Consider the following 21,877-nt stretch of genomic DNA (forward strand, 5'->3'; position numbering starts at 1 on the left):
GCACCATGAGCATTTCCCTTCGCGACCAGTTGCTCAAAGCAGGCCTGGTCAATCAGAAGCAGGCCAAGCAGGTCGGCAAAGACAAGCAGAAGCAGCAGCGCCTGGTTCACAAAGGCCAGGCCCAGGCCGATGACACCCAGCAGCGCCTGGCCCTGGAAGCGCAGGCCGAGAAGGTCAAGCGCGACCAGGAGCTCAACCGTCAGCAGCAGGAAAAGGTCGAGGCCAAGGCCCGTGCCGCGCAGGTCAAGCAATTGATCGAGACCTCGCGCCTGCCCAAGCTGACCACCGAGGACTACTACAACTTTGTTGACGACAAGAAGGTCAAGCGCCTGTCGGTCAATACCTTGATGCGCAACAAGCTGAGCAACGGCTCGTTGGCGATTGTCCACCATGGCGGTAGTTACGAAGTGATTCCACGGGAGGCCGCCCTGAAAATCCAGGAGCGCGCGCCTGAACGCATCGTCCAGCTCAACATCCTCACCGAGACCCAGGTGCCGGATGAGGACGATCCATACGCCGCGTACCAGATCCCTGATGATCTGATGTGGTAACAACCTTGCGGTTGTAAGCGGGGCTATTGTGGCAGGCGGGCTTGTAGTGGCGAGCGGGCTTGCCCGCGCTGGGCTGCGAAGCGGCCCCAAAACGTAAGCCCACCGTTGTATCTTAAAGATCGCGGCCGGCCTTATTGGGCCTGCTTCGCAGTCCAGCGCGGGGCAAGCCCGCTCGCCACAACAAGCCCGCTCGCCACAATCACTTCCACCTCCGTGGTCATAGCCACGGAGCGGCCCATAGCACTCCAGTGAGTCAGGAGCTGGATGCCTGGCGTTTCATTTCGAGGGTTTCGAGCTCGTTTTTATAATTGTGGGCGTCGCACTCGTTGTGAAACATGCCTACCAGCAGGTCTTGTTGATGCACATCCCAGATATGAATGCCGTGGGCCAGGGCTTCGTGGGACATATGGGCATCGTCGCGTTCAGTTACTTTTACTGTCATCTGCTTGCTCCAGTCTCTGGTTGATCTGCGGCAAGGCGTCGCAGGCCTTTGTTATATATTTTGTTAGCTTGCTAAGTAAACTGACTTGGCGTGCAACAATTCATTGCAGTAGCCGCAACAATGCTCCAGGCCCCGTAAACCGCGACATTGCGTCGCAGGAGGGGGCGGTTTATGACAAAAGTTTCATGTTGGTTAGTCTGTTTAGACCTGTAGGAGCCGGCTTGCCGGCGATAGCGGTATCAGCCACCCATGAAAAAATGCAGGCGAAAAAAAGCCCCGCAGTTAGCGAGGCTCTTTCAATCAATCAACGATCAGCTGCCTTTCACAGCCTTGCCATTGACCGTACCGTCCAACAGCATGATGTTGTATTCCTTACCGTCGGTTTCGACTTGTTGCAGGCGAACCAGCAGGTAGTCCCAATCCTTGGCAAACCACATCACCGTGGTGCGCTTGCTTTGCGTCGGATCGCGCACGCGCTCAACCTTGATGGCGTCGATCTTGCCGGCCTTGGTGTCGACTTTCTCGGTGCCCAGTACGCGGAAGTCATAGGTCTCGACTTCGCCGTCATCCACTACCTGGTAACTCATGGTTTTCTTGCCGGCCGCTACGTCATGCTGCAGGGCCAACTGGTAGGTGGATTTATCGACCATACCGCGGTTCAGTGGGATCTTGACCGCGTCGCCGCGATCGGTACCGGTGACCATCTTGGCGGTCCAGTCGAAGTCCAGGTCGGCCTTCTTGGCTTTGCCCAGGCCACCACGTTCAAAGTGGTAGGACTGGGGCAGCAGGGTGTCCTTGTCCAGGGTCAGGGTGCTTTCTTCCGTCAGGCTGGCGATCATCATCGAGGCCTTGAAGCTGAGCTTCCAGACGCCGTTACCGGTGCTTTCCAGGCTGCGGGAGGCCTGGCCGCTCATGGGCAACTGCTTCCAGTCGGCGGTGTAGCTGGCGGAGAAAGGCTGTAGATCTGCCGCGTGCACGGTAGGCAGGGCAAGCAGAGCAAAAGCGAAGAGCAGGGCACGACGCATAAAATCTCCTAGGTACGAATCAAGTGGCCGCTGGCCGCAAGTAACTGGCCGTCCAACAACGCGCCTTGTTCACCGAGCACCAAGCGTCCTTCGGCAAACCAGCGAACCGCCAGCGGGTAAATCCTGTGTTCCTGGGTGTGAACCCGTTGCGCAAGGCTCTGCGCCGAGTCCGCAGACTCTACCGGAACTACTGCCTGTACGACCAGAGGCCCGCCATCGAGTTCCTCGGTGACAAAGTGCACGCTGCAGCCGTGCTCTGTATCTCCGGCCTCAAGGGCCCGTTGGTGGGTATGTAACCCTTTGTATTTGGGCAGCAGGGAAGGGTGGATATTCAGCAGGCGCCCCTGGTAGTGGCGCACGAAGTCAGCGCTGAGAATGCGCATGAAACCGGCGAGGACCACGAGCTTGGGATTGAAGGCGTCGATCAGTTCGATCAAGGCTGCATCGAAGGCCTCGCGACCGTCGAACGCCTTGTGATCCAGGGAGCGGGTATCGATACCCGCGTCCTGGGCGCGTTGCAGGCCGTAGGCGTCGCTGCGGTTGGAAATCACCGCAGCGATGCGCACCGGGCTGTCGTCGGCGCGCGTGCTATCGATCAGGGCCTGCAAGTTACTGCCGGTGCCGGAAAGCAGCACCACGACATCACAGGTTGCTGGCATCAGTGAGCCTTGAGGTTCTTCAGTTCAACCTGGGCAGCACCTTCGGCAGCGGTGGCGATCTGGCCGATCACCCATGGCTGCTCGCCGGCTTCACGCAGTACGTTCAGCGCAGTTTCCACGTGTTCTTGAGCCACGCAGATGACCATGCCCACGCCGCAGTTCAGCACGCGGTGCATCTCGGTTTCATTGACGTTGCCTTGCTCTTGCAGCCAGTCGAAGACCGCCGGGCGCTGCCAGCTGGCCACGTCGACGATGGCCTGGGCGCCTTTTGGCAGCACGCGCGGGATGTTGTCCAGCAGGCCGCCACCGGTGATGTGGGCCATGGCCTTGACGGCGCCAGTGTCCTTGATCAGCTTGAGCAATGGCTTGACGTAGATGCGGGTCGGGGCCATCAGCAGGTCGGTCAAGGGCTTGCCGTCGAGCTGGGTGTTCTCGATGTCGGCGCCGGACACTTCGATGATCTTGCGGATCAGCGAGTAGCCGTTGGAGTGCGGGCCGGACGATGGCAGGGCCAGCAGGGCGTCGCCAGCGGCCACCTTGGAACCGTCGATGATCTCGGCTTTTTCTACAACGCCGACGCAGAAGCCGGCCAGGTCGTAGTCTTCGCCTTCGTACATGCCCGGCATTTCAGCGGTTTCGCCGCCGACCAGGGAGCAACCCGACAGCTCACAGCCGGCGCCGATACCGGTGACCACTTGTGCAGCGGTCTCCACGTTCAGCTTGCCGGTGGCGTAGTAGTCGAGGAAGAACAGCGGCTCGGCGCCACATACCACCAGGTCGTTGACGCACATGGCTACCAGGTCGATGCCGATGGTGTCGTGCTTGTTCAGGTTCAGCGCCAGGCGCAGCTTGGTGCCCACGCCGTCGGTGCCGGAGACCAGCACAGGCTGCTTGTAGCCGGCCGGGATCTCGCAGAGGGCGCCGAAACCGCCCAGGCCGCCCATGACTTCGGGGCGCGCAGTGCGCTTGGCGACGCTCTTGATGCGTTCGACCAATGCTTCACCGGCGTCGATGTCTACACCGGCGTCCTTGTAGCTCAGGGAGGGTTGCTTGCTCATGATCCAGGCCTTTAGGGGGGGATTCAGGGGTAACGACCGATGCGGTGGGGGTACGGAAGTTGAACACTTCAGGACGCCCAGCCGTTGACGGTCTGCGAAGGCGCGCGATTTTATCAGGCTTGAGGGGCAGCGGCCATCCTCGGGCCGACGGGCAGAGGCATATGGTGCTAAAAAAACCTTATTCGGCGCCGCGATCGCCTGTATTAAGGTATAGCCTTTAACCCGCTATCGTTATGACAGTACGAAAACTTACCGGGGCCTTGTGAATGTTTTGCCGGTCGCTGTGGTCACAGCCTTGCTTAACCTTCTTCACGCGGTCTGTTCCAGCCGCTTTTTTGTCGTTCGGGAATCTTTTTTCATGGGTCTGAGTAGATACTTTTTTGTCGGCTGTTTGTCGTTGGTCAGCCTGGCGAGTCATGCCGAAACCCTCAATGGCCTCTATCAAGTGCTGGAGCCTGTCAGCAGCCAGGCGCCGCAAGAGCGTGAACAAGCCACCCAGCGTGCCCTGCAGACCCTGGTGATCCGCCTGACCGGCGACGCCAAGGCCGCCGAGGGCCCTGGCCTGGCAGCGATCCGCAAGGATCCGCAACAGATCATCAGCCAGTACGGCTACGACGCGGGCCCCCCGGAAAGCCTGCAAGTGGATTTCGACCCGGTCAGCACCGACCGCGCCCTGCGCGATGCAGGCCTGGCGTTGTGGGGCAACAATCGGCCGTCGATCCTTGGCTGGTGGCTGAACGATTCCACTGAAGGCAGCAGCCTGGTGGGTGATGGCCAGTCGGCGGCCGAGCCACTGCGCCGTGCAGCCCAGCATCGCGGCTTGCCGTTGCGCCTGCCACTGGGCGACCTCGATGAGCAGATCGTTGCCACCGCGCCTAATCTTGAAAGTGCAGATCCCGCGCCCCTGCGTTCGGCTTCCGAACGTTATGGCGCCGATGCGCTGCTGGCGGTGCACGCCCGTGAAGAGGCGGGCCAATGGCAAGCCAAATGGCGCCTGTGGTTGGGTGACAAAGCCGAGCAGGGCAGCGTACAGGGCGCTGACACGGCTGCCTTGGCTGATGCCGTGTTGCTGGCGGTCAGTGAGCGTCTTGCTCCCCGTTTTGCGGTAAAAGCCGGGGTGTCCAGCGAGCAGTTGCTGCAAGTGCAAGGCATGACCCTGGAACGCTACGCCGCCCTCGGTCATCTGCTGGAACCTTTTGGCGCGCAGTTGCAGCGGGTGGATGGCGATCGGATCGTCTATCGGGTCAATGGCAGCAGCGAGCAACTGCGCAGCCAGTTGAGCCTGGCCAAGTTGCAGGAAGTGCCCGCCGGTGAGGCTCTTGCGCCGCAGCCTGTACAGCCGCCCGTGGCCGAGGGGGCTGCACCTGCGCCGCTGCCGCCAGCCGAGCCTGAGCCGCAACTGCGTTTTCGTTGGTAAATGTTCTTCCTTATATAGAAGCAAATGACAGATGGAGTGGTTTATGGCGGATACGCGTCGTTGGGTGTGGCTTGGCGGGATTGTCCTGCTGTGCGTCTTTGTGTTCTTGCTGCATTCGATCCTGACGCCGTTCCTGGTCGCGTTGCTGTTGGCCTATCTGTTCGATCCGGTGGTGGATCGCCTGGAAAAGGCCGGTTTGTCGCGAACCTGGGGGGTGGTGGCGGTATTTGCGCTGTTCACCCTGATCGTCATGGCGCTGTTGCTGGTGCTGGTGCCGATGCTGGCCAAGCAGCTGGTCCGCCTGTATGAGCTGGCGCCGCAGATGCTCGACTGGCTGCAACACACAGCCATGCCCTGGGCGCAGTCCAAGCTTGGCCTGGCCGATGGCTTCTGGAAGTTCGACAAGGTCAAGGCCGCGATCAGCGAGCACATGGGCCAGACCACCGATATCGTCGGGGTCATCCTCAGCCAGGCCACGGCCTCCAGCCTGGCCTTGATCGGCTGGCTGACCAACCTGGTGCTGATCCCGGTGGTGGCGTTCTACCTGCTGCGCGACTGGGACATCATGATGGCCAAGATCCGCAGCCTGCTGCCCCGTGATCGTGAGGAGCGCATCGTGTCCCTGGCCGGGGAGTGCCACGAGGTGCTGGGTGCCTTCGTTCGTGGGCAGTTGTTGGTGATGGTGGCGTTGGGGATTATCTATGCTGGCGGGCTAATGGCGATTGGCCTGGAGCTCGGCCTGTTGATCGGCATGATTGCCGGCCTGGCGGCGATTGTGCCGTACATGGGCTTTGTCATCGGGATTGGCGCGGCGCTGGTGGCCGGCCTGTTCCAGTTTGGCGGCGACTTGTACCCGATGCTGGGGATTGTCGCGGTGTTCATGGTCGGTCAGGCGCTGGAAGGCATGGTGTTGACACCGTTGCTGGTGGGCGACCGTATCGGCCTGCACCCGGTGGCCGTGATCTTTGCGATCCTGGCGGGCGGCGAGCTGTTCGGCTTTACCGGCATCCTGCTGGCGCTGCCGGTGGCGGCGGTGATCATGGTGCTGGTGCGCCATGTGCATGATGTGTACAAGGATTCGGACGTGTACACGGGCGCGGATGACCCTCAGTTGTAAGGCTGATCACAAACCCGGCGCAAGGCCGGGTTTGTTGTCTTCAGGGCTTGGCATTTAGCCATCGCGTCAAACAATCTCCAAAAAATCCAATGAGTTAACGCAAACCTTTGATTTTGCTTGTGGTCTGTTGCATTGTGCGCCCGGCGTCACGGGTATAAACTTTGCAAACTTTTCACAGAGGCCACTAACGGTTCGATTGGAGCCGTTCAGTCAGCATGAAACCGATTCAGCTGCCCCTAGGTGTGCGTCTGCGTGACGACGCTACCTTCATCAATTACTACCCAGGCGCCAATGCCGCTGCACTCGGCTATGTCGAGCGGCTCTGCGAAGCCGACGCCGGGTGGACGGAAAGCCTGATCTACCTCTGGGGCAAGGACGGCGTGGGGCGTACCCACCTGTTGCAGGCTGCCTGCCTGCGCTTTGAGCAGTTGGGTGAACCGGCGGTTTACCTGCCGTTGGCCGAACTGCTGGACCGTGGCATCGGCATCCTCGACAACCTCGAGCAATACGAACTGGTGTGCCTGGATGACCTGCAAGCGGTCGCTGGCAGGGCGGACTGGGAAGAGGCGCTGTTCCATCTGTTCAACCGCCTGCGCGACAGCGGTCGGCGGCTGTTGATTGCCGCGTCAACCTCGCCTCGGGAACTGCCGGTCAAGCTGGCGGACCTGAAGTCGCGGCTGACCCTGGCGCTGATCTTCCAGATGCGTCCGTTGTCCGATGAAGACAAGCTGCGTGCCTTGCAACTACGCGCATCGCGCCGTGGCCTGCACCTGACCGATGAAGTCGGGCATTTCATCCTTACCCGTGGCACCCGCAGCATGAGCGCGTTGTTCGACCTGCTCGAACAGCTCGACCAGGCCTCCCTGCAGGCCCAGCGCAAGCTCACCATCCCCTTTCTCAAAGAGACCCTCGGCTGGTAGCCAGCCCTTTGAAACCGGGGCTTCTGGCAAAATCCAGGCGCCAGAAAACCTGCGTTTGGGCCGCTCTGGCCACGCAAAAGGCTCTAAATGGGGTTTAAGGGCTTAGATGACATAGGTCAAACAAGAAGTCACATAGATCACGATTGAATTTGCAAATCGATGTCATAGAAGGCATAGTCTCGACTTCTTTACATATCAGCCACGGTCGTGCCCATGCTAAATCGCTTCGCACCCCTCGTGCCTCTCGCACTCGTTACCCTGTTGTTTGGTTGCGCCACCCACCCCCAGCAGGTGGTCGAGCAGCAAAAGCCACAGCAACAACATCAAGCCAAATTCGTCGCAACACAGTCTTCTTCTGTTTATGAAGAAGAGGTGGCGACCGAAAAAGAACTGGCCCAGTTCGCCGGCAGCAAGCCTTATCAGTTGCCACTGCTGGCCGACAGCATCCTCGAACGCGGCATGTCCCTGATCGGTACCCGCTACCGTTTCGGCGGTACTTCCGAAGCCGGTTTCGACTGCAGCGGTTTTATCGGTTATCTGTTTCGTGAAGAGGCCGGCATGAACCTGCCGCGCTCCACCCGCGAAATGATCAACGTGGATGCACCGTTGGTCGCACGGAACAACCTCAAGCCTGGCGATCTGCTTTTCTTCAGTACCAATGGCCGTGGTCGTGTCAGCCACGCCGGTATCTACCTCGGTGATGACCAGTTCATCCACTCCAGCAGCCGCCGCAGCGGTGGGGTGCGGGTCGATAAGCTGGGCGACAGCTACTGGAGCAAAACCTTCATCGAAGCCAAGCGCGCACTGGCGATGGCGCCGACTACCGTTACCGCTCGCAAGTAAACTTAAAGTGATACTTGAAGTTTGACGCGTAACCGCTAAAATCCTGAGATATTGTTGCGAACCTGACCGCGCAAGCTTGCTTGCGCGGTCTAGTTTTCAGCGTTCGGCAGCGAAAGCCGCATCCAGATCAGGATTGTTCTGCCCATGTCGACCTCGGCCCGCCTAATTCTTCTTGTCTGCGCCGTGCTGCTCAGTGCCTGCGCCAGCCGTCCTCCACCTGCGCCTGTGGCCGTCAAGCCCAAGCCGGTATTCAACTACACCACCCAGAACTTTTCGCCGGTTGCCGAAGATGTGCTGTTTCGCGCCTTGGGCCTGGTCGGCACGCCTTATCGCTGGGGCGGCAACACGCCGGACTCGGGGTTTGATTGCAGCGGCCTGATTGGTTTTGTCTACCGCGATGCTGCTGGCATCTCGCTGCCGCGCACCACTCGCGAGTTGATCGTGATGCGTGCCCAGGACGTGCGTGAAGATGCGCTGCAAACCGGCGATCTGCTGTTTTTTGCCACGGGCGGTGGTTCGCAGGTCAGCCATGCCGGCATCTATGTAGGGGAAGGGCGCTTCGTCCATGCGCCACAAACTGGCGGTACGGTGAAGCTTGATACCTTGTCCAAGGCCTATTGGCAGAATGCCTACCTGAGCGCCAAGCGCGTGTTGCCGGCCGAGCACCTGGCGCGTAACCCTTAAGCCAGCCTATAACCCAATGTGGGAGCGGGCTTGCCCGCGATAGCGGTGTATCAGTGGATAGATTCCTGGCTGATCCACCGCCATCGCGGGCAAGCCCGCTCCCACAGTTGTTTTTTGGGAGGCAAATTATTTATTTAACAGCCGACACCCGCCACACCTTGTTCCCCACATCATCCGCCACCAACAGCCCGCCTTGCTGGTCGATCACCACCCCCACCGGCCGCCCCATGGCTTTCTCATCACTGTTGAGAAACCCGGTCAGCACATCCACCGGTTGCCCCTTCGGCTTGCCGCCTTCGAACGGCACAAAGATCACCTTGTAGCCACTGTGCGGCTTGCGATTCCACGAGCCATGCTGGCCGATAAACGCGCCATGGCTAAATTGTGCCGGTAGCGTGTTGCCTTCTGCGAAGGTCAGTCCCAGGGACGCGGTGTGTGGCCCGACGGCGTAGTCCGGCGCGATGGCCTTGGCCACCATGTCCGGGTCCTGCGGCGTGACCCGTACATCCACATGTTGGCCGTAGTAACTGAACGGCCAGCCATAGAAGCCGCCATCCTTGACCGAGGTGATGTAGTCCGGCACCAGGTCGCTGCCGATTTCATCGCGCTCGTTGACCGCCGTCCACAGCTTGCCGCTTTGCGGCTCCCAGGCCATGCCGTTGGGGTTACGCAGGCCGGAGGCAAAAATCCGCTGTGTGCCGCTGGCCCGATCGACTTCCCAGATCGCAGCGCGGCCCTGTTCGGCTTCCAGGCCGTTTTCGCCGACGTTGCTGTTAGAGCCGACGCTCACATACAACTTGCTGCCATCCTTGCTGGCCACCACGTTCTTCGTCCAGTGGTGGTTCAGCGGGCCGCCCGGTAGGTCGATGACCTTGGTGCCTGGCGCCTTGATCGCGGTTTCCCCCGGTTGATAAGGGAAGCGCAGCAGCTTGTCCGAATCGGCCACATACAGATCGTTGCCCACCAGGGTCATGCCAAAGGGCGAGTTGAGGTTTTCCAGGAAGACCGTGCGGGTTTCTGCCACGCCATCATGGTCGGCATCGCGCAGCAGGGTGATGCGGTTAGGGCTGGGCACACCCGCGCCGGCGCGGCCCATGACCTTTTCCATGACCCAGCCGCGAATGCCCTTGGAGTCATCCGGCTTGGGCGGCGCGTTGGTCTCGGCCACCAGCACGTCGCCATTGGGCAATACATACAGCCAGCGCGGGTGGTCCAGGCCTTCCGCGAAGGCGCCGACCTGGGTACCCGCGGCGGCCTGGGGCTTGGCGCCATCGGGCCAGCCAACGGCCGGGGCGATGTTGACAGTGGGGATCAGGGTTTTGTTTGGTTCCGGCAGCTTGGGCGAAGGCCCGGTGCCGTCGGACACCTGCAACGTTGAGCTTTCCCCGCAGGCGGCGAGTGCGCCTGCGGCCATGATCAGTACGGCGAGTCGGGTCTTGTGCATGTTTTTCTCCTCAATGCCTGTAGTCATAGAGGTACGGCCCGTGGCGATGGTTCAAGTGCGCGGCCGGCTTTAATTGACGCTGTACCCCCAACCCACTAACCTTCGCCGCTTGTTTCAGGTGCTCTGTGGCGTACGCGTCGATCGAGTGAAACAGGGAAGCCGGTGAGGGCGCGCACTTTTCTACAGTGCGGCCACGATCCCGGCGCTGCCCCCGCAACGGTAAATGAGTCAAGACGCTGCTTTTGCCACTGTATCGCGTGCGATATGGGAAGGCGCATCGTCGGCCCGCCCTGCTCAACAGGGCGCCACTCATGAGCCCGGAGACCGGCCTGATTCATCCAACAGCATCACGGTGGGCGATGCTTGGCTTCATAGAAATTGTCTTTTCCTGCCCGCCGTTTTTGTCCAGCCCCAACGGAGAGCTGCCATGACTGATTCCCCTGATCGTGACGAACGCCACCTGGCGCGCATGCTGCGCAAAAAAGCGGTGATTGATGAGCGCATTGCCAATTCACCGAATGAATGCGGTTTGCTGCTGGTATTGACCGGCAATGGCAAAGGCAAGAGCAGTTCGGCGTTTGGCATGCTGGCCCGCGCCATGGGGCACGGCATGCAATGCGGCGTAGTGCAGTTCATCAAGGGCCGTAACAGCACCGGTGAAGAACTGTTCTTCCGCCGTTTCCCCGAGCAGGTGCGGTTTCATGTGATGGGCGAGGGCTTCACCTGGGAAACCCAGGACCGCCAGCGCGATATCGCCGCCGCCGAAGCGGCCTGGCAAGTCTCCCGGGAAATGTTGCAGGACCCGTCCATCGGCCTGGTGGTGCTGGATGAGCTGAACATCGCGCTCAAGCACGGCTACCTCGACCTGGACCAAGTGTTGAGCGACCTGCAAGCCCGGCCACCGATGCAGCACGTGCTGGTCACCGGTCGTGGCGCCAAGCCAGAACTGATTGAAATGGCCGACACCGTGACCGAAATGGGCATGCTCAAGCACGCGTTCCAGGCCGGTATCAAGGCACAGAAAGGCATCGAACTTTGAATCAGCCGCGCCATTGCCCAGCCGTACTGATCGCCGCACCGGCGTCAGGCCAGGGCAAAACCACTGTCACCGCCGCCCTGGCCCGTTTGCACCGCAACCTGGGGCGCAAGGTCCGGGTATTCAAATGCGGCCCGGACTTTCTCGACCCGATGATCCATGAGCGCGCCAGTGGCGCGCCGGTCTATCAATTGGACATGTGGATGGTGGGCGAGCAGGAAAGTCGCCGTTTGTTGTGGGAAGCCGCGGGGGAGGCGGACCTGATCCTGATCGAGGGCGTGATGGGGCTGTTTGACGGCACCCCCTCCAGCGCCGACCTGGCGCGCCACTTTGGCGTGCCGGTACTGGCGGTGATCGACGGCACCGCCATGGCCCAGACCTTTGGCGCCCTGGCGCTGGGGCTGGCGCGTTACCAGGCGGACCTGCCGTTCGCCGGGGTCCTGGCCAACCGCGTCGGGACCGTGCGCCATGCGCAATTGCTTGAAGGCAGCCTGACCGAAGGCCTGCGTTGGTACGGTGCACTGTCCCGGGAAACCGGGATCGAGTTGCCCAGCCGCCACCTGGGCCTGGTGCAGGCCAGCGAGTTGAACGACCTGGACCTGCGCCTGGATGCGGCCGCCGAAGCCCTGGCCGGCAGTTGCGAGGTAGCGCTGCCACCGCCGGTGGAGTTCGCCGCACCCGAGCTGATCGAGGCCGAACCTTTGCTGGCCGGGGTGCGGATTGCCGTGGCCCGTGATGAAGCCTTCGCGTTCACCTATGGCGCGAGCCTCGACTTGCTGCGGGCGATGGGCGCCGAGTTGCGCTTCTTTTCGCCGATCCATGACCAACTGTTGCCCGATGCCGATAGCCTCTATCTGCCTGGTGGTTACCCCGAGCTGCATCATCAGGCGTTGTCGCAAAACACCGCGATGCTGCAGGCGATCCGTGGCCATCACGCCGCCGGCAAGCCGTTGTTGGCCGAATGTGGCGGCATGCTCTATTTGCTAGACTCATTGACCGATGTCGAGGGCACTCGCGCCGAACTGCTGGGGCTGTTGCAAGGCGATGCGGTCATGCAGAAACGCCTGGCGGCCCTGGCCCTGCAAACGGTGGAATTGCCGGAAGGCGTGCTGCGCGGCCATACCTATCATCACTCCCTGACCAGCACGCAATGGCAGCCGATTGCCCGTGGCATGAGCCCCAATGGCGGGCGCGGTGCCGAGGCGGTGTATCGCCAGGGGCGGATGACGGCCTCCTATGTGCACTTTTATTTCCCGTCGAACCCGGCTGCGGTGGCTGCGCTGTTTGCGCCCGAGCGGGACGCCGCTATCGCCGGCAAGCCAGCTCCCACAGGGGATTGCATTGCAACTGTAGGAGCGGGCTTGCCCGCGATAGGGCCATGACCGACAACGCCTTCCCCGCAGCCGAGCGCCAGGCCATCTACCGCGCCATCGCCGAACGCCGCGACATGCGCCACTTCAGCGGCGGCACCGTGGCCCCCGAACTGCTCCAGCGCCTGCTGCACGCCGCGCACCAGGCCCCCAGTGTCGGCCTGATGCAGCCTTGGCGCTTTATCCGCATCAGCGACCGCAACCTGCGTGGGCAGATCCAGCAGTTGGTGGAAGCCGAGCGCATCCGCACCGCGGCCGCCTTGGGCGAGCGCTCGGACGACTTTATGAAGCTCAAGGTCGAAGGCATCAACGACTGCGCCGAAGTGTTGGTGGCAGCGTTGATGGATGATCGCGAGCGGCATATCTTCGGCCGGCGCACGTTGCCGGAAATGGACCTGGCCTCGCTGTCCTGCGCGATCCAGAATCTGTGGCTGGCCTCCCGAGCCGAAGGCCTGGGCATGGGCTGGGTGTCGTTGTTCGAGCCCCAGGACCTGGCCGACCTGCTGGGCCTGCCGCCCGGCGCCAAGCCGCTGGCCGTGCTGTGCCTGGGCCCGGTGACGGCGTTCTACCCGGCACCGATGTTGCAACTCGAAGGCTGGACCGAACCGCGTCCGTTGAGTGACATGCTGTATGAGAATTATTGGGGAGTGAGTCAATGAGTGTGGCCTTGCTGAGTGTCGCGGCAGTGGCGCTGGATGCGCTGCTGGGCGAGCCCAGGCGCTGGCATCCGCTGGTGGCGTTCGGCAATTTTGCCGGGCGCATCGAGCAGCGTTTCAACTCCGCAGGGCGTGGCTGGCGCAGCCATGGCGTGACCGCCTGGTTTATCACCGTGATACCGCTGACCTTGCTGGCCACGGCGTTGTCCTGGGCGCCTTACTTTGGCTGGGTGATCGAGATCCTCGCGTTGTACCTGGCCCTGGGCATGCGCAGCCTGGGGGAGCACGTGTTGCCGGTGGCCCAGGCCCTGCGCAGTGGGGACTTGGATGAGGCGCGTACGCGCGTCAGTTACCTGGTCAGTCGCCAGACCAGCGAACTGGACAGCACTGAAGTGGCGCGTGCCGCCACCGAGTCGGTGCTGGAAAACGGCAGCGACGCGGTGTTCGCCGCGCTGTTCTGGTTTGTTGTGGCCGGGGTGCCGGGCGTGGTGCTGTACCGCCTGAGTAATACCCTGGATGCCATGTGGGGCTATCGCAACGAACGCTTTGAACGCTTCGGCTGGGCGGCGGCGAAAATTGACGATCTGCTTAATTACATTCCCGCGCGCCTGGTGGCGTTGACCTACGCCGTGCTCGGCAAGACGCGCCTGGCGCTCAAATGCTGGCGCCGCCAGGGCCCGACCTGGGACAGCCCGAATGCCGGCCCGGTGATGGCCGCCGGTGCTGGCGCCCTGGGCGTCGAGTTGGGCGGTGCGGCGATTTATCACGGTGAATTGCACCAGCGTCCGGTCCTCGGCGAAGGACCAGCAGCCGATGCCGATTCCATCGAGCGTGGCTGGCAACTGGTGCAGCGCGGCGTGTGGTTGTGGGTGTTGATCCTGTGCGCGGGGGCGCAATTCTATGCTTGAACATGGTGGCCGGCTGCGCAAAGCCGCGATGCAGTACGGCATCGCCCAGGAAGACTGGTTGGACCTTTCCAGTGGCCTCGCGCCCTGGCCCTGGCCAATCCCACCCATCCCGTTACGGGCCTGGGCGCGCTTGCCAGAGACCGATGACGGCCTGGAACAGGCCGCCTGCGACTACTACGGCGCCGCCCAGGTGTTGCCGGTGGCGGGCTCCCAGGCGGCGATCCAACTGCTGCCGCGCCTGCGCCGAGCGGGCAAGGTCGGCGTATTGTCGCCGTGCTATGCCGAGCATGCCGAAGCCTGGCGCCGCGCCGGTTACATCGTGCGTGAGGTGCTGGAGCAGGAAGTCGACTTCTTCCTCGACAGCCTCGACGTGTTGGTGGTGGTCAATCCCAATAACCCAACCGGCCTGAGCCTTACCCCTCAGCGCCTGCTGGATTGGCATGCGCGGCTGGCCCAGCGTGGTGGCTGGCTGGTGGTGGATGAAGCCTTTATGGACAACACCCCGCACTTGAGCCTGGCAAGCCAGGCTAACCAAGTGGGGTTGATTGTGTTGCGCTCCTTCGGCAAGTTTTTCGGCCTGGCCGGGGTGCGCCTGGGCTTCGTCCTGACCGAGCGCAAGCTGCTCAAGCTGCTGGCCGAACAGGTCGGGCCGTGGGCGGTCAGCGGGCCGACCCGGGAGTTGGGCCAGGTCTGCCTGCGTGACAGCGCCGGCCACGCCCACCAGCGCCAACGCTGCGAGGAAGCCAGCCAGCGTCTGTTCAATCTGCTGGACCAGTATGGCCTGCGCCCGCAAGGCGGTTGTGCGCTGTTCCAGTGGCTGATCGCCGATCGTGCCGAGCAGTTGCATGAGTTCATGGCCCAGCGCGGCATCCTGCTGCGCCTGTTTGTCCACGACAGCAGCCTGCGTTTTGGCCTGCCCGGGACCGACGCCGATTGGCTGCGCCTTGAACAAGCCCTGACTGCCTGGAAACACGCCTCATGACCACCTTGATGGTGCAAGGCACCACCTCCGACGCGGGCAAAAGCACCTTGGTGACCGCGCTGTGCCGCTGGGTCGTGCGCCAGGGCGTGGCGGTGGTGCCCTTCAAGCCGCAAAACATGGCGCTCAACAGCGCCGTCACGGCAGAAGGTGGCGAGATCGGCCGTGCCCAGGCCGTGCAGGCCCAGGCCGCCAACCTGGCGCCGCACACCGATATGAACCCGGTGCTGCTCAAGCCCAACAGCGACACCGGCTCCCAGGTCATCATCCATGGCCATGCCGTGACCAGCATGAATGCCGTGGCCTATCACGACTACAAGGCCATCGCCATGCAGGCGGTACTGGCCTCCCATGCGCGCTTGAGTGCGGCCTACCCTGTGGTGATGGTCGAAGGCGCTGGCTCCCCGGCCGAGATCAATCTGCGGGCCAACGACATCGCCAACATGGGGTTCGCCGAAGCGGTGGATTGCCCTGTGCTGCTGATTGCCGATATCAATCGCGGCGGGGTATTCGCCCACCTGGTCGGCACGTTGGAGTTGCTATCGCCGTCGGAGCAGGCGCGGGTCAAGGGTTTTATCATCAACCGCTTTCGCGGCGATATCGCGCTGCTGCAACCGGGCCTCGACTGGCTTGAAGCGCGCACCGGCAAACCGGTGGTCGGCGTGCTGCCCTATGTGATGGACCTGCATCTGGAAGCCGAGGATGGCATCGATCAGCGCCAGATCGACAAGGCGGCGCAGGTGCTCAAAGTGGTGGTGCCGGTATTGCCGCGCATCAGCAATCACACCGACTTTGACCCACTGCGCCTGCATCCCCAGGTGGATTTGCAGTTTGTCGGGCCGGGGCAGGCGATCCCTGCCGCTGACCTGATCATCCTGCCCGGCTCGAAAAGCGTGCGCAGCGATTTGGCCTACCTGCGCGCCAATGGCTGGGACAGTGCGATCGCCCGGCACTTGCGCTACGGCGGCAAGGTCCTGGGGATCTGCGGCGGCCTGCAGATGCTGGGTGAGCAGGTCCACGATCCGCTCGGCCTGGAAGGCACTGCGGGCTCCAGTGAGGGGCTGGGCCTGTTGGCGTTCAGCACCACCCTGGAAGCCGAGAAACAACTGCGCAATGTGCGTGGCCGGCTGGTGCTGGAAGATGCGCCGGTCAGCGGTTATGAGATTCATGCCGGCGTGACCCGTGGCATAGCCCTGGAGCAGCCGGCGGTACGCCTGGATGACGGTCGCAGTGACGGCGCCTGTAGCGATGACGGGCAGATCCTCGGCACTTATCTGCACGGCCTGTTCGAAACGCCCGCTGCGTGCAGCGCCTTGTTGCGCTGGGCCGGTTTGCAGGATGTGCAGGAGGTGGATTACCACGGCTTGCGCGAGCGCGATATCGAGCGCCTGGCGGACCTGGTGGAGCAGCATCTGGACACCCGGTTGCTGCGCCAGTTATGTGGGATTTGAGGGTTTGACCATGTTGCAACTGATCCTCGGCGGCGCCCGTTCCGGCAAGAGTCGCCTGGCTGAAAAACTCGCCAGCGACAGCGCCATGCCTGTCACGTATATCGCCACCAGTCAACCCCAGGACGGTGAAATGAACGCGCGCGTGGCCCTGCATCGTCAGCGTCGCCCAAGCAGTTGGGGGCTGGTCGAAGAACCGCTTGAGCTGGCCCGGGTCCTGCGCGAACACGCCGCCCCCGGCCAGTGCCTGCTGGTGGATTGCCTGACCCTGTGGCTCACCAACCTATTGATGCTCGACGACCCGCAGCGCCTGGACATTGAGCGCGAACACCTGCTGGACTGCCTGGCGTCGCTGCCGGGGGAAATCATTTTTGTCAGCAACGAGACCGGCCTGGGTGTCGTGCCGCTGGGCGAATTGACTCGCCGCTATGTGGATGAAGCCGGTTGGCTGCATCAAGCCCTGGCCGAGCGTTGTCAGCGTGTCGTGCTGACCGTTGCGGGCCTGCCCCTGACTTTGAAAGGTACTGCGTTATGAGCCAATCCTGGTGGCTGGACCCCTGCAAGGCGCTGGACGCCGCGGCCTATGAACAAGCCCTGGCCCGCCAGCAACAACTGACCAAGCCCGCCGGGTCCCTGGGGCAACTGGAGGCGCTGGCGGTGCAATTGGCCGGTTTGCAGGGCCGGGTCAAACCGACGCTCGAGCACGTGTGGATCGCCATCTTTGCCGGTGATCACGGTGTGGTCGCCGAAGGTGTGTCGGCCTATCCCCAGGAAGTCACCGGGCAGATGCTGCATAACTTTGTCAGTGGTGGCGCGGCGATCAGCGTATTGGCCCGCCAACTGGATGCGCGGCTGGAAGTGGTGGACCTGGGCACTGTCACGCCGTCCCTGGACCTGCCGGGCGTGCGCCACCTGAATATCGCCCCGGGCACGGCCAATTTCGTGCTGGGCGCGGCCATGACAGAGGCTCAGGGCCAACTGGCCCTGGCGGCGGGGCGTGACAGTGTGCAGCGGGCGATCAACGCCGGTGCGCAGCTGTTTATTGGTGGCGAGATGGGCATCGGCAACACCACTGCCGCCAGTGCGCTGGCCTGTGCGTTGCTCGATTGCCAGGTCAGCGACCTGACCGGCCCCGGCACCGGCCTGAATGCCCAGGGTGTGAGCCACAAAGTAGCGGTGATCGAGCGCGCCCTGGCCTTGCATGCCGGGCACCGCGGTGATCCGTTGCAGACCCTGTTTAATCTTGGTGGCCTGGAGATCGCCGGGTTGGTTGGGGCCTATCTGGCTTGCGCCCAGGCGGGTGTGGTGGTGCTGGTCGACGGGTTTATCTGCACCGTCGCGGCGCTGGTCGCCACGCGCCTGAACCCGTCCTGCCGGCCATGGCTGTTGTTCGGCCACCGGGGCGCCGAGCCGGGCCATCGCCACGCGCTGCAAAGCCTGCAAGCCCAGCCGCTGCTGGAGCTGGGCCTGCGCCTGGGCGAGGGCAGTGGTGCGGCGCTGGCGGTGCCACTGCTGCGCCTGGCTTGTGCGTTGCACGGGCAGATGGCGACGTTTGCTGAGGCGGCAGTGGCGGATCGCCCGGCATGACCTTGCACCTGGACCTGCTGCGCCATGGCGAAACCGAACTGGACGGCGGCTTGCGCGGCAGCCTGGATGATGCGCTGACTGCCAAGGGCTGGACGCAGATGCGCGAGGCGGTGCTGGCGCGCGGGCCGTGGGATCGCCTGGTCAGTTCGCCGCTGCAGCGTTGCGCGCGTTTTGCTGAAGAGTTGGGCGCACGGCTGCATTTGCCGGTGAGCTTGGAGCCGGATCTGCAGGAGCTGTATTTCGGTGCCTGGGAAGGGCAGAGCGCGGCGAAGTTGATGGAAACCGACGCCGAGGCACTCGGGCTGTTCTGGGCTGACCCGTATAGCTTTACGCCGCCGGATGGCGAGCCTGTCGAAGGGTTTTCCCGGCGTGTACGCGGCGCTGTCCTACGCCTGCATCAGCTGTACGCCGGGCAACGGGTGCTGCTGATCAGCCATGGTGGTGTCATGCGTTTATTGCTGGCCCAAGCCCGTGGCTTGCCCCGTGAACAATTATTGAATGTCGAGGTGGGGCACGGCGGCTTGTTCAGCCTGCGGGTCGAGGCCGATGGCGTATTGAGCGAGGGCGCCTGATGTTGCCCTTCTGGATTGCCTTGCAGTTTCTCAGCAGCTTGCCGATCCGCCTGCCGGGCATGCCGCAACCGCAGGAACTGGGGCGTTCGCTGTTGTTTTATCCGTTGGTGGGGCTGCTGTTCGGGCTACTGCTGTGGGGCTTGAACACGCTGTTGTTGGGCGCGCCGTTGCTGCTGCACGCGGCCCTGCTGCTGACGGCGTGGGTGCTGCTCAGTGGCGGCCTGCACCTGGATGGCCTGGCGGACAGTGCCGATGCGTGGCTGGGTGGCTTTGGCGATCGCGAACGCACCCTGACCATCATGAAGGACCCGCGCAGCGGCCCGATTGCCGTGGTCACCTTGGGGCTGGTGCTGCTGCTCAAGTTCACTGCCCTGGTGGCCTTGATCGAGCAGCACAACGGTGCGGCATTGATTCTTGCGCCGTTGATCGGGCGCGGTTCGCTGCTGGCGTTGTTCCTCACAACGCGCTATGTGCGTGCCGGGGGACTGGGCCAGGCGCTGGCCGACCATTTGCCGCGGATTGTCGGGCAACAGGTACTGATCCTTACCGGTCTGGCCTGTGTGTTGATCGGTGGTTTCAGCGGTGGGATCGCCGTCCTGCTCGCTGCCATCTGCTTTATGGGGCTGCGCCAAGTGATGATCAATCGACTGGGCGGCACCACCGGTGACACGGCCGGCGCCTTGCTGGAGCTGCTCGAAGTGGCAGTGTTGATCGGCCTGGCTCTGTAACACTTTCTTGCATTTCCTTAATCGCGGGTATATACACGTTCCATGCTTGCCTCCCAATGTTTATGCACCAACCTGCGTCGTGCCGCCCGTGGCGTCAGCAGGTACTACGACGGCGCCCTCGATGGCTTCGGGATCAACGTCGCCCAGTATTCCTTGCTGTGTAATCTGCAGCGCCTGGACCAGCCGAGCATTTCCAGCCTGGCCGATGCCATGGGCCTGGACCGCAGCACCCTGGGGCGTAACCTGCGGGTGCTGGAGGGTGAAGGCCTGGTTCGGTTGGTCGAGGGCGATGATCTGCGCAATCGCCTGGTAATGCTCACCGAGGAAGGCCAGCAGCGCCTGGCGGCCGCGTTGCCGGCCTGGGAAGCGGCGCAGCAAAAATTGATCGATAAATTGGGCGTACAAAAACGCGAAACCCTGTTGGCCTTGCTGGACGAACTCGCTTAAACGCGGGTTTGTTCGAACACAAGCGGGTATATACCCGTGAGCGGAGAATAATAATGACCTCGATGTGGCGTACCAGTGGCTGGATTCTTGTCGGGAGTGCGCTGATCCTGGCGCTTTCCCTGGGCGTGCGGCATGGCTTTGGCCTGTTCCTGGCGCCCATGAGCGCCGAATTCGGCTGGGGCCGTGAAACCTTTGCCTTTGCCATCGCTTTGCAAAACCTGATCTGGGGCCTGGCGCAGCCGTTTACCGGGGCCCTGGCCGACCGCTTTGGCGCGGCCAAAGTGGTGATGATCGGTGGCGTGCTGTATGCCTTGGGCCTGGTGTTCATGGGCTTGTCCGATTCGGCGTGGTCGCTGTCCTTGAGTGCCGGCTTGCTGATTGGTATCGGCCTGTCCGGCACCTCGTTCTCGGTGATCCTCGGCGTGGTAGGGCGTGCCGTGGCCCCGGAAAAACGCAGCATGGCCATGGGCATTGCCAGTGCTGCCGGTTCTTTCGGCCAGTTCGCCATGTTGCCGGGCACCCTGGGCCTGATCGGCTGGCTGGGCTGGTCCGCGGCCTTGCTGGTGCTGGGCCTGCTGGTGGCGCTGATTGTGCCACTGGTGACGATGATCAAGGATCGCCCGCTACCGGTCATGGCTGGTCAGCAAACCCTGCGCGAGGCCTTGCAGGAAGCCTGTTCCCATTCCGGGTTCTGGTTGCTGGCCTTCGGTTTTTTTGTCTGCGGTTTCCAGGTGGTGTTTATCGGCGTGCACTTGCCGGCGTACCTGGTGGACCAGCATCTGCCGGCGACCGTCGGCACTACGGTGCTGGCGCTGATCGGCCTGTTCAATATCTTCGGCACCTACACGGCAGGCTGGCTCGGTGGGCGGATGTCCAAGCCACGCTTGCTCACGGCGTTGTACCTGCTGCGGGCGGTGGTGATTGTGCTGTTCCTGTGGGCGCCGGTGACACAGATGAGCGCCTACCTGTTCGGCATGGCCATGGGCTTTTTGTGGCTGTCGACCGTACCGCTGACCAACGGTACGGTGGCGACCTTGTTCGGCGTCAGAAACCTGTCGATGCTGGGTGGGATTGTGTTCCTGTTTCATCAGCTAGGTTCGTTCCTGGGCGGTTGGCTGGGTGGCGTGGTCTATGATCGAACGGGCAACTACGATTTGATCTGGCAGGTGGCGATTGTCCTGAGCCTGGTCGCGGCCGCCCTGAACTGGCCGGTGCGTGAGCGACCGGTAGCAAGGCTGCAGGCGCAGATGGGGGTGGCATGAACTCGCTCGGATACTGGTTTGGCGCAGCCGGGCTGCTGACGCTGTTGCTGCTGGCCTGGTGGGGTTGGCAGCGCAGCGGGCTGGCGTTGATGCAACTGGGCATGGCGATCTGTTAGGTTGCTTGTCTGACTCTGTCCAAGGAATCTCGACATGTTGATGCGCTGGCTCGCAGTACCCGCCCTGATGATGGCTTTTGGCGGTGTCGCCATGGCCGCCGATTGTCCGTCGTTGCTTGAAGGCCAGTTGCCGAAGTTACGCGCCAAGGAGTCCATCGACCTGTGCCAGCGTTTTGCCGGCAAGCCTCTGGTGATCGTCAATACCGCCAGTTTCTGTGGATTTGCCCCGCAGTTCAAAGGCCTGGAGGCGTTGTATCAGCGCTACAAGGGCGACGGCCTGGAAGTGATTGGCGTGCCTTCCGATGACTTCAAGCAGGAAGCCAAGACGGGCGAAGAGACCGCCAAGGTTTGCTATGTGAACTACGGCGTGACTTTCACCATGACCGAGCCACAGAAGGTCAGGGGCCCCGATGCGGCACACCTGTTCAAGGTCCTGGCCGAGCAGAGCAACGCACCGAAGTGGAATTTCTACAAATACGTAGTGGACCGCCAGGGCAAGGTAATCGCCAGCTTCTCCAGCCTGACCAAGCCGGACAGCCCGGAGCTGATCGAGGCCGTGGAGCAGGCGCTGGCTTCCAAGCCCTGATTATCGGCCACTAAAAAGCCCC

The 21,877-nt window shown here is 62.5% G+C and carries 24 protein-coding genes and 1 riboswitch; of the genes, 19 read left to right on the top strand and 5 right to left on the bottom strand.

Annotated elements, in window-relative coordinates; genetic code table 11:
- Positions 1-5 precede the first annotated feature (5 nt).
- Positions 6-551, top strand: a complete 546-nt coding sequence (locus tag GDV60_RS08080) for a DUF2058 domain-containing protein (protein ID WP_070995894.1) — start codon at positions 6-8, stop codon at positions 549-551.
- Between the two features lie 253 nt (positions 552-804).
- On the opposite strand, the gene GDV60_RS08085 is transcribed toward GDV60_RS08080, so the two are convergent.
- From GDV60_RS08085 to purM, 4 genes are all read right to left on the bottom strand, one after another.
- Positions 805-993 carry a hypothetical protein gene (locus tag GDV60_RS08085; RefSeq protein ID WP_029292397.1) on the bottom strand — a complete coding sequence of 63 codons (189 nt, stop codon included), beginning with the start codon at positions 991-993 and terminating at the stop codon, positions 805-807.
- A gap of 311 nt (positions 994-1,304) precedes the next feature.
- Positions 1,305-2,018, bottom strand: a complete 714-nt coding sequence (locus tag GDV60_RS08090) for a DUF3108 domain-containing protein (RefSeq protein WP_029292398.1) — start codon at positions 2,016-2,018, stop codon at positions 1,305-1,307.
- 8 nt (positions 2,019-2,026) lie between these two features.
- Positions 2,027-2,677, bottom strand: coding sequence for a phosphoribosylglycinamide formyltransferase (gene purN / locus GDV60_RS08095; protein ID WP_159906808.1), 651 nt, complete (start codon positions 2,675-2,677; stop codon positions 2,027-2,029).
- Entirely contained in the window at positions 2,677-3,735 is a 1,059-nt protein-coding gene (gene purM / locus GDV60_RS08100) for a phosphoribosylformylglycinamidine cyclo-ligase (RefSeq protein ID WP_029292400.1), read from the bottom strand. The genes purN and purM overlap by 1 nt, the downstream gene beginning before the upstream one ends.
- A gap of 358 nt (positions 3,736-4,093) precedes the next feature.
- Between purM and GDV60_RS08105 the strand changes: the two genes are divergently transcribed.
- The 5 genes from GDV60_RS08105 to GDV60_RS08125 all read left to right on the top strand — a co-directional run bounded on the left by GDV60_RS08105 (position 4,094) and on the right by GDV60_RS08125 (position 8,716).
- Entirely contained in the window at positions 4,094-5,152 is a 1,059-nt protein-coding gene (locus tag GDV60_RS08105) for a DUF2066 domain-containing protein (RefSeq protein ID WP_029292401.1), read from the top strand.
- Positions 5,153-5,195: 43 nt separating this feature from the next.
- Positions 5,196-6,269, top strand: coding sequence for an AI-2E family transporter (locus tag GDV60_RS08110; RefSeq protein ID WP_133714206.1), 1,074 nt, complete (start codon positions 5,196-5,198; stop codon positions 6,267-6,269).
- 215 nt (positions 6,270-6,484) lie between these two features.
- Positions 6,485-7,189, top strand: coding sequence for a DnaA regulatory inactivator Hda (gene hda, locus GDV60_RS08115; protein WP_029292403.1), 705 nt, complete (start codon positions 6,485-6,487; stop codon positions 7,187-7,189).
- A 213-nt stretch (positions 7,190-7,402) separates the two neighbouring features.
- The gene (locus tag GDV60_RS08120; RefSeq protein ID WP_159906810.1) at positions 7,403-8,032 is read left to right on the top strand and encodes a C40 family peptidase; all 630 of its coding nucleotides are present in this window, start codon (positions 7,403-7,405) and stop codon (positions 8,030-8,032) included.
- A gap of 144 nt (positions 8,033-8,176) precedes the next feature.
- On the top strand, positions 8,177-8,716 hold the full coding sequence (locus GDV60_RS08125) for a C40 family peptidase (protein WP_159906812.1): 540 nt from the start codon (positions 8,177-8,179) through the stop codon (positions 8,714-8,716).
- Between the two features lie 130 nt (positions 8,717-8,846).
- On the opposite strand, the gene GDV60_RS08130 is transcribed toward GDV60_RS08125, so the two are convergent.
- Positions 8,847-10,160, bottom strand: a complete 1,314-nt coding sequence (locus GDV60_RS08130) for a sorbosone dehydrogenase family protein (protein WP_159906814.1) — start codon at positions 10,158-10,160, stop codon at positions 8,847-8,849.
- Positions 10,161-10,259: 99 nt separating this feature from the next.
- A riboswitch (cobalamin riboswitch) is annotated at positions 10,260-10,508 on the top strand.
- Between the two features lie 79 nt (positions 10,509-10,587).
- Here GDV60_RS08130 and cobO point away from each other — a divergent pair.
- From cobO to GDV60_RS08195, 13 genes are all read left to right on the top strand, one after another.
- Positions 10,588-11,199, top strand: a complete 612-nt coding sequence (gene cobO, locus GDV60_RS08135; protein ID WP_029292407.1) for a cob(I)yrinic acid a,c-diamide adenosyltransferase — start codon at positions 10,588-10,590, stop codon at positions 11,197-11,199.
- Positions 11,196-12,578, top strand: a complete 1,383-nt coding sequence (locus tag GDV60_RS08140) for a cobyrinate a,c-diamide synthase (RefSeq protein ID WP_159906816.1) — start codon at positions 11,196-11,198, stop codon at positions 12,576-12,578. The genes cobO and GDV60_RS08140 overlap by 4 nt, the downstream gene beginning before the upstream one ends.
- A complete protein-coding gene (gene bluB, locus GDV60_RS08145) occupies positions 12,575-13,225 on the top strand; it encodes a 5,6-dimethylbenzimidazole synthase (protein WP_159906818.1) in 651 nt (216 codons plus the stop codon). Before GDV60_RS08140 ends, bluB begins: the two co-directional genes overlap by 4 nt.
- Positions 13,222-14,130, top strand: coding sequence for an adenosylcobinamide-phosphate synthase CbiB (gene cbiB, locus GDV60_RS08150; protein WP_159906820.1), 909 nt, complete (start codon positions 13,222-13,224; stop codon positions 14,128-14,130). The genes bluB and cbiB overlap by 4 nt, the downstream gene beginning before the upstream one ends.
- Positions 14,123-15,112 carry a threonine-phosphate decarboxylase CobD gene (gene cobD / locus GDV60_RS08155; RefSeq protein WP_159906822.1) on the top strand — a complete coding sequence of 330 codons (990 nt, stop codon included), beginning with the start codon at positions 14,123-14,125 and terminating at the stop codon, positions 15,110-15,112. Before cbiB ends, cobD begins: the two co-directional genes overlap by 8 nt.
- Complete coding sequence (locus GDV60_RS08160) at positions 15,109-16,560, top strand: cobyric acid synthase (RefSeq protein WP_159906824.1); 1,452 nt, start codon at positions 15,109-15,111, stop codon at positions 16,558-16,560. Before cobD ends, GDV60_RS08160 begins: the two co-directional genes overlap by 4 nt.
- Positions 16,561-16,570: 10 nt before the next feature.
- Positions 16,571-17,092 (top strand): bifunctional adenosylcobinamide kinase/adenosylcobinamide-phosphate guanylyltransferase, encoded by a 522-nt coding sequence (cobU, locus tag GDV60_RS08165; protein ID WP_159906826.1) that lies wholly within the window; start codon positions 16,571-16,573, stop codon positions 17,090-17,092.
- On the top strand, positions 17,089-18,144 hold the full coding sequence (gene cobT / locus GDV60_RS08170; protein WP_159906828.1) for a nicotinate-nucleotide--dimethylbenzimidazole phosphoribosyltransferase: 1,056 nt from the start codon (positions 17,089-17,091) through the stop codon (positions 18,142-18,144). Before cobU ends, cobT begins: the two co-directional genes overlap by 4 nt.
- Positions 18,141-18,716 carry an alpha-ribazole phosphatase family protein gene (gene cobC / locus GDV60_RS08175; RefSeq protein WP_159906830.1) on the top strand — a complete coding sequence of 192 codons (576 nt, stop codon included), beginning with the start codon at positions 18,141-18,143 and terminating at the stop codon, positions 18,714-18,716. The genes cobT and cobC overlap by 4 nt, the downstream gene beginning before the upstream one ends.
- Positions 18,716-19,444, top strand: a complete 729-nt coding sequence (locus tag GDV60_RS08180) for an adenosylcobinamide-GDP ribazoletransferase (RefSeq protein WP_159906832.1) — start codon at positions 18,716-18,718, stop codon at positions 19,442-19,444. The genes cobC and GDV60_RS08180 overlap by 1 nt, the downstream gene beginning before the upstream one ends.
- A gap of 42 nt (positions 19,445-19,486) precedes the next feature.
- Positions 19,487-19,891 carry a MarR family winged helix-turn-helix transcriptional regulator gene (locus GDV60_RS08185; RefSeq protein WP_159906834.1) on the top strand — a complete coding sequence of 135 codons (405 nt, stop codon included), beginning with the start codon at positions 19,487-19,489 and terminating at the stop codon, positions 19,889-19,891.
- A gap of 62 nt (positions 19,892-19,953) precedes the next feature.
- Complete coding sequence (locus GDV60_RS08190) at positions 19,954-21,153, top strand: MFS transporter (protein WP_169872029.1); 1,200 nt, start codon at positions 19,954-19,956, stop codon at positions 21,151-21,153.
- 150 nt (positions 21,154-21,303) lie between these two features.
- The gene (locus GDV60_RS08195; protein ID WP_159906836.1) at positions 21,304-21,855 is read left to right on the top strand and encodes a glutathione peroxidase; all 552 of its coding nucleotides are present in this window, start codon (positions 21,304-21,306) and stop codon (positions 21,853-21,855) included.
- The last annotated feature ends 22 nt before the right edge of the window (positions 21,856-21,877 follow it).

The organism is Pseudomonas sp. DTU12.1 (genome assembly GCF_009873475.1).
GTDB classification, from domain to species: domain Bacteria; phylum Pseudomonadota; class Gammaproteobacteria; order Pseudomonadales; family Pseudomonadaceae; genus Aquipseudomonas; species Aquipseudomonas proteolytica.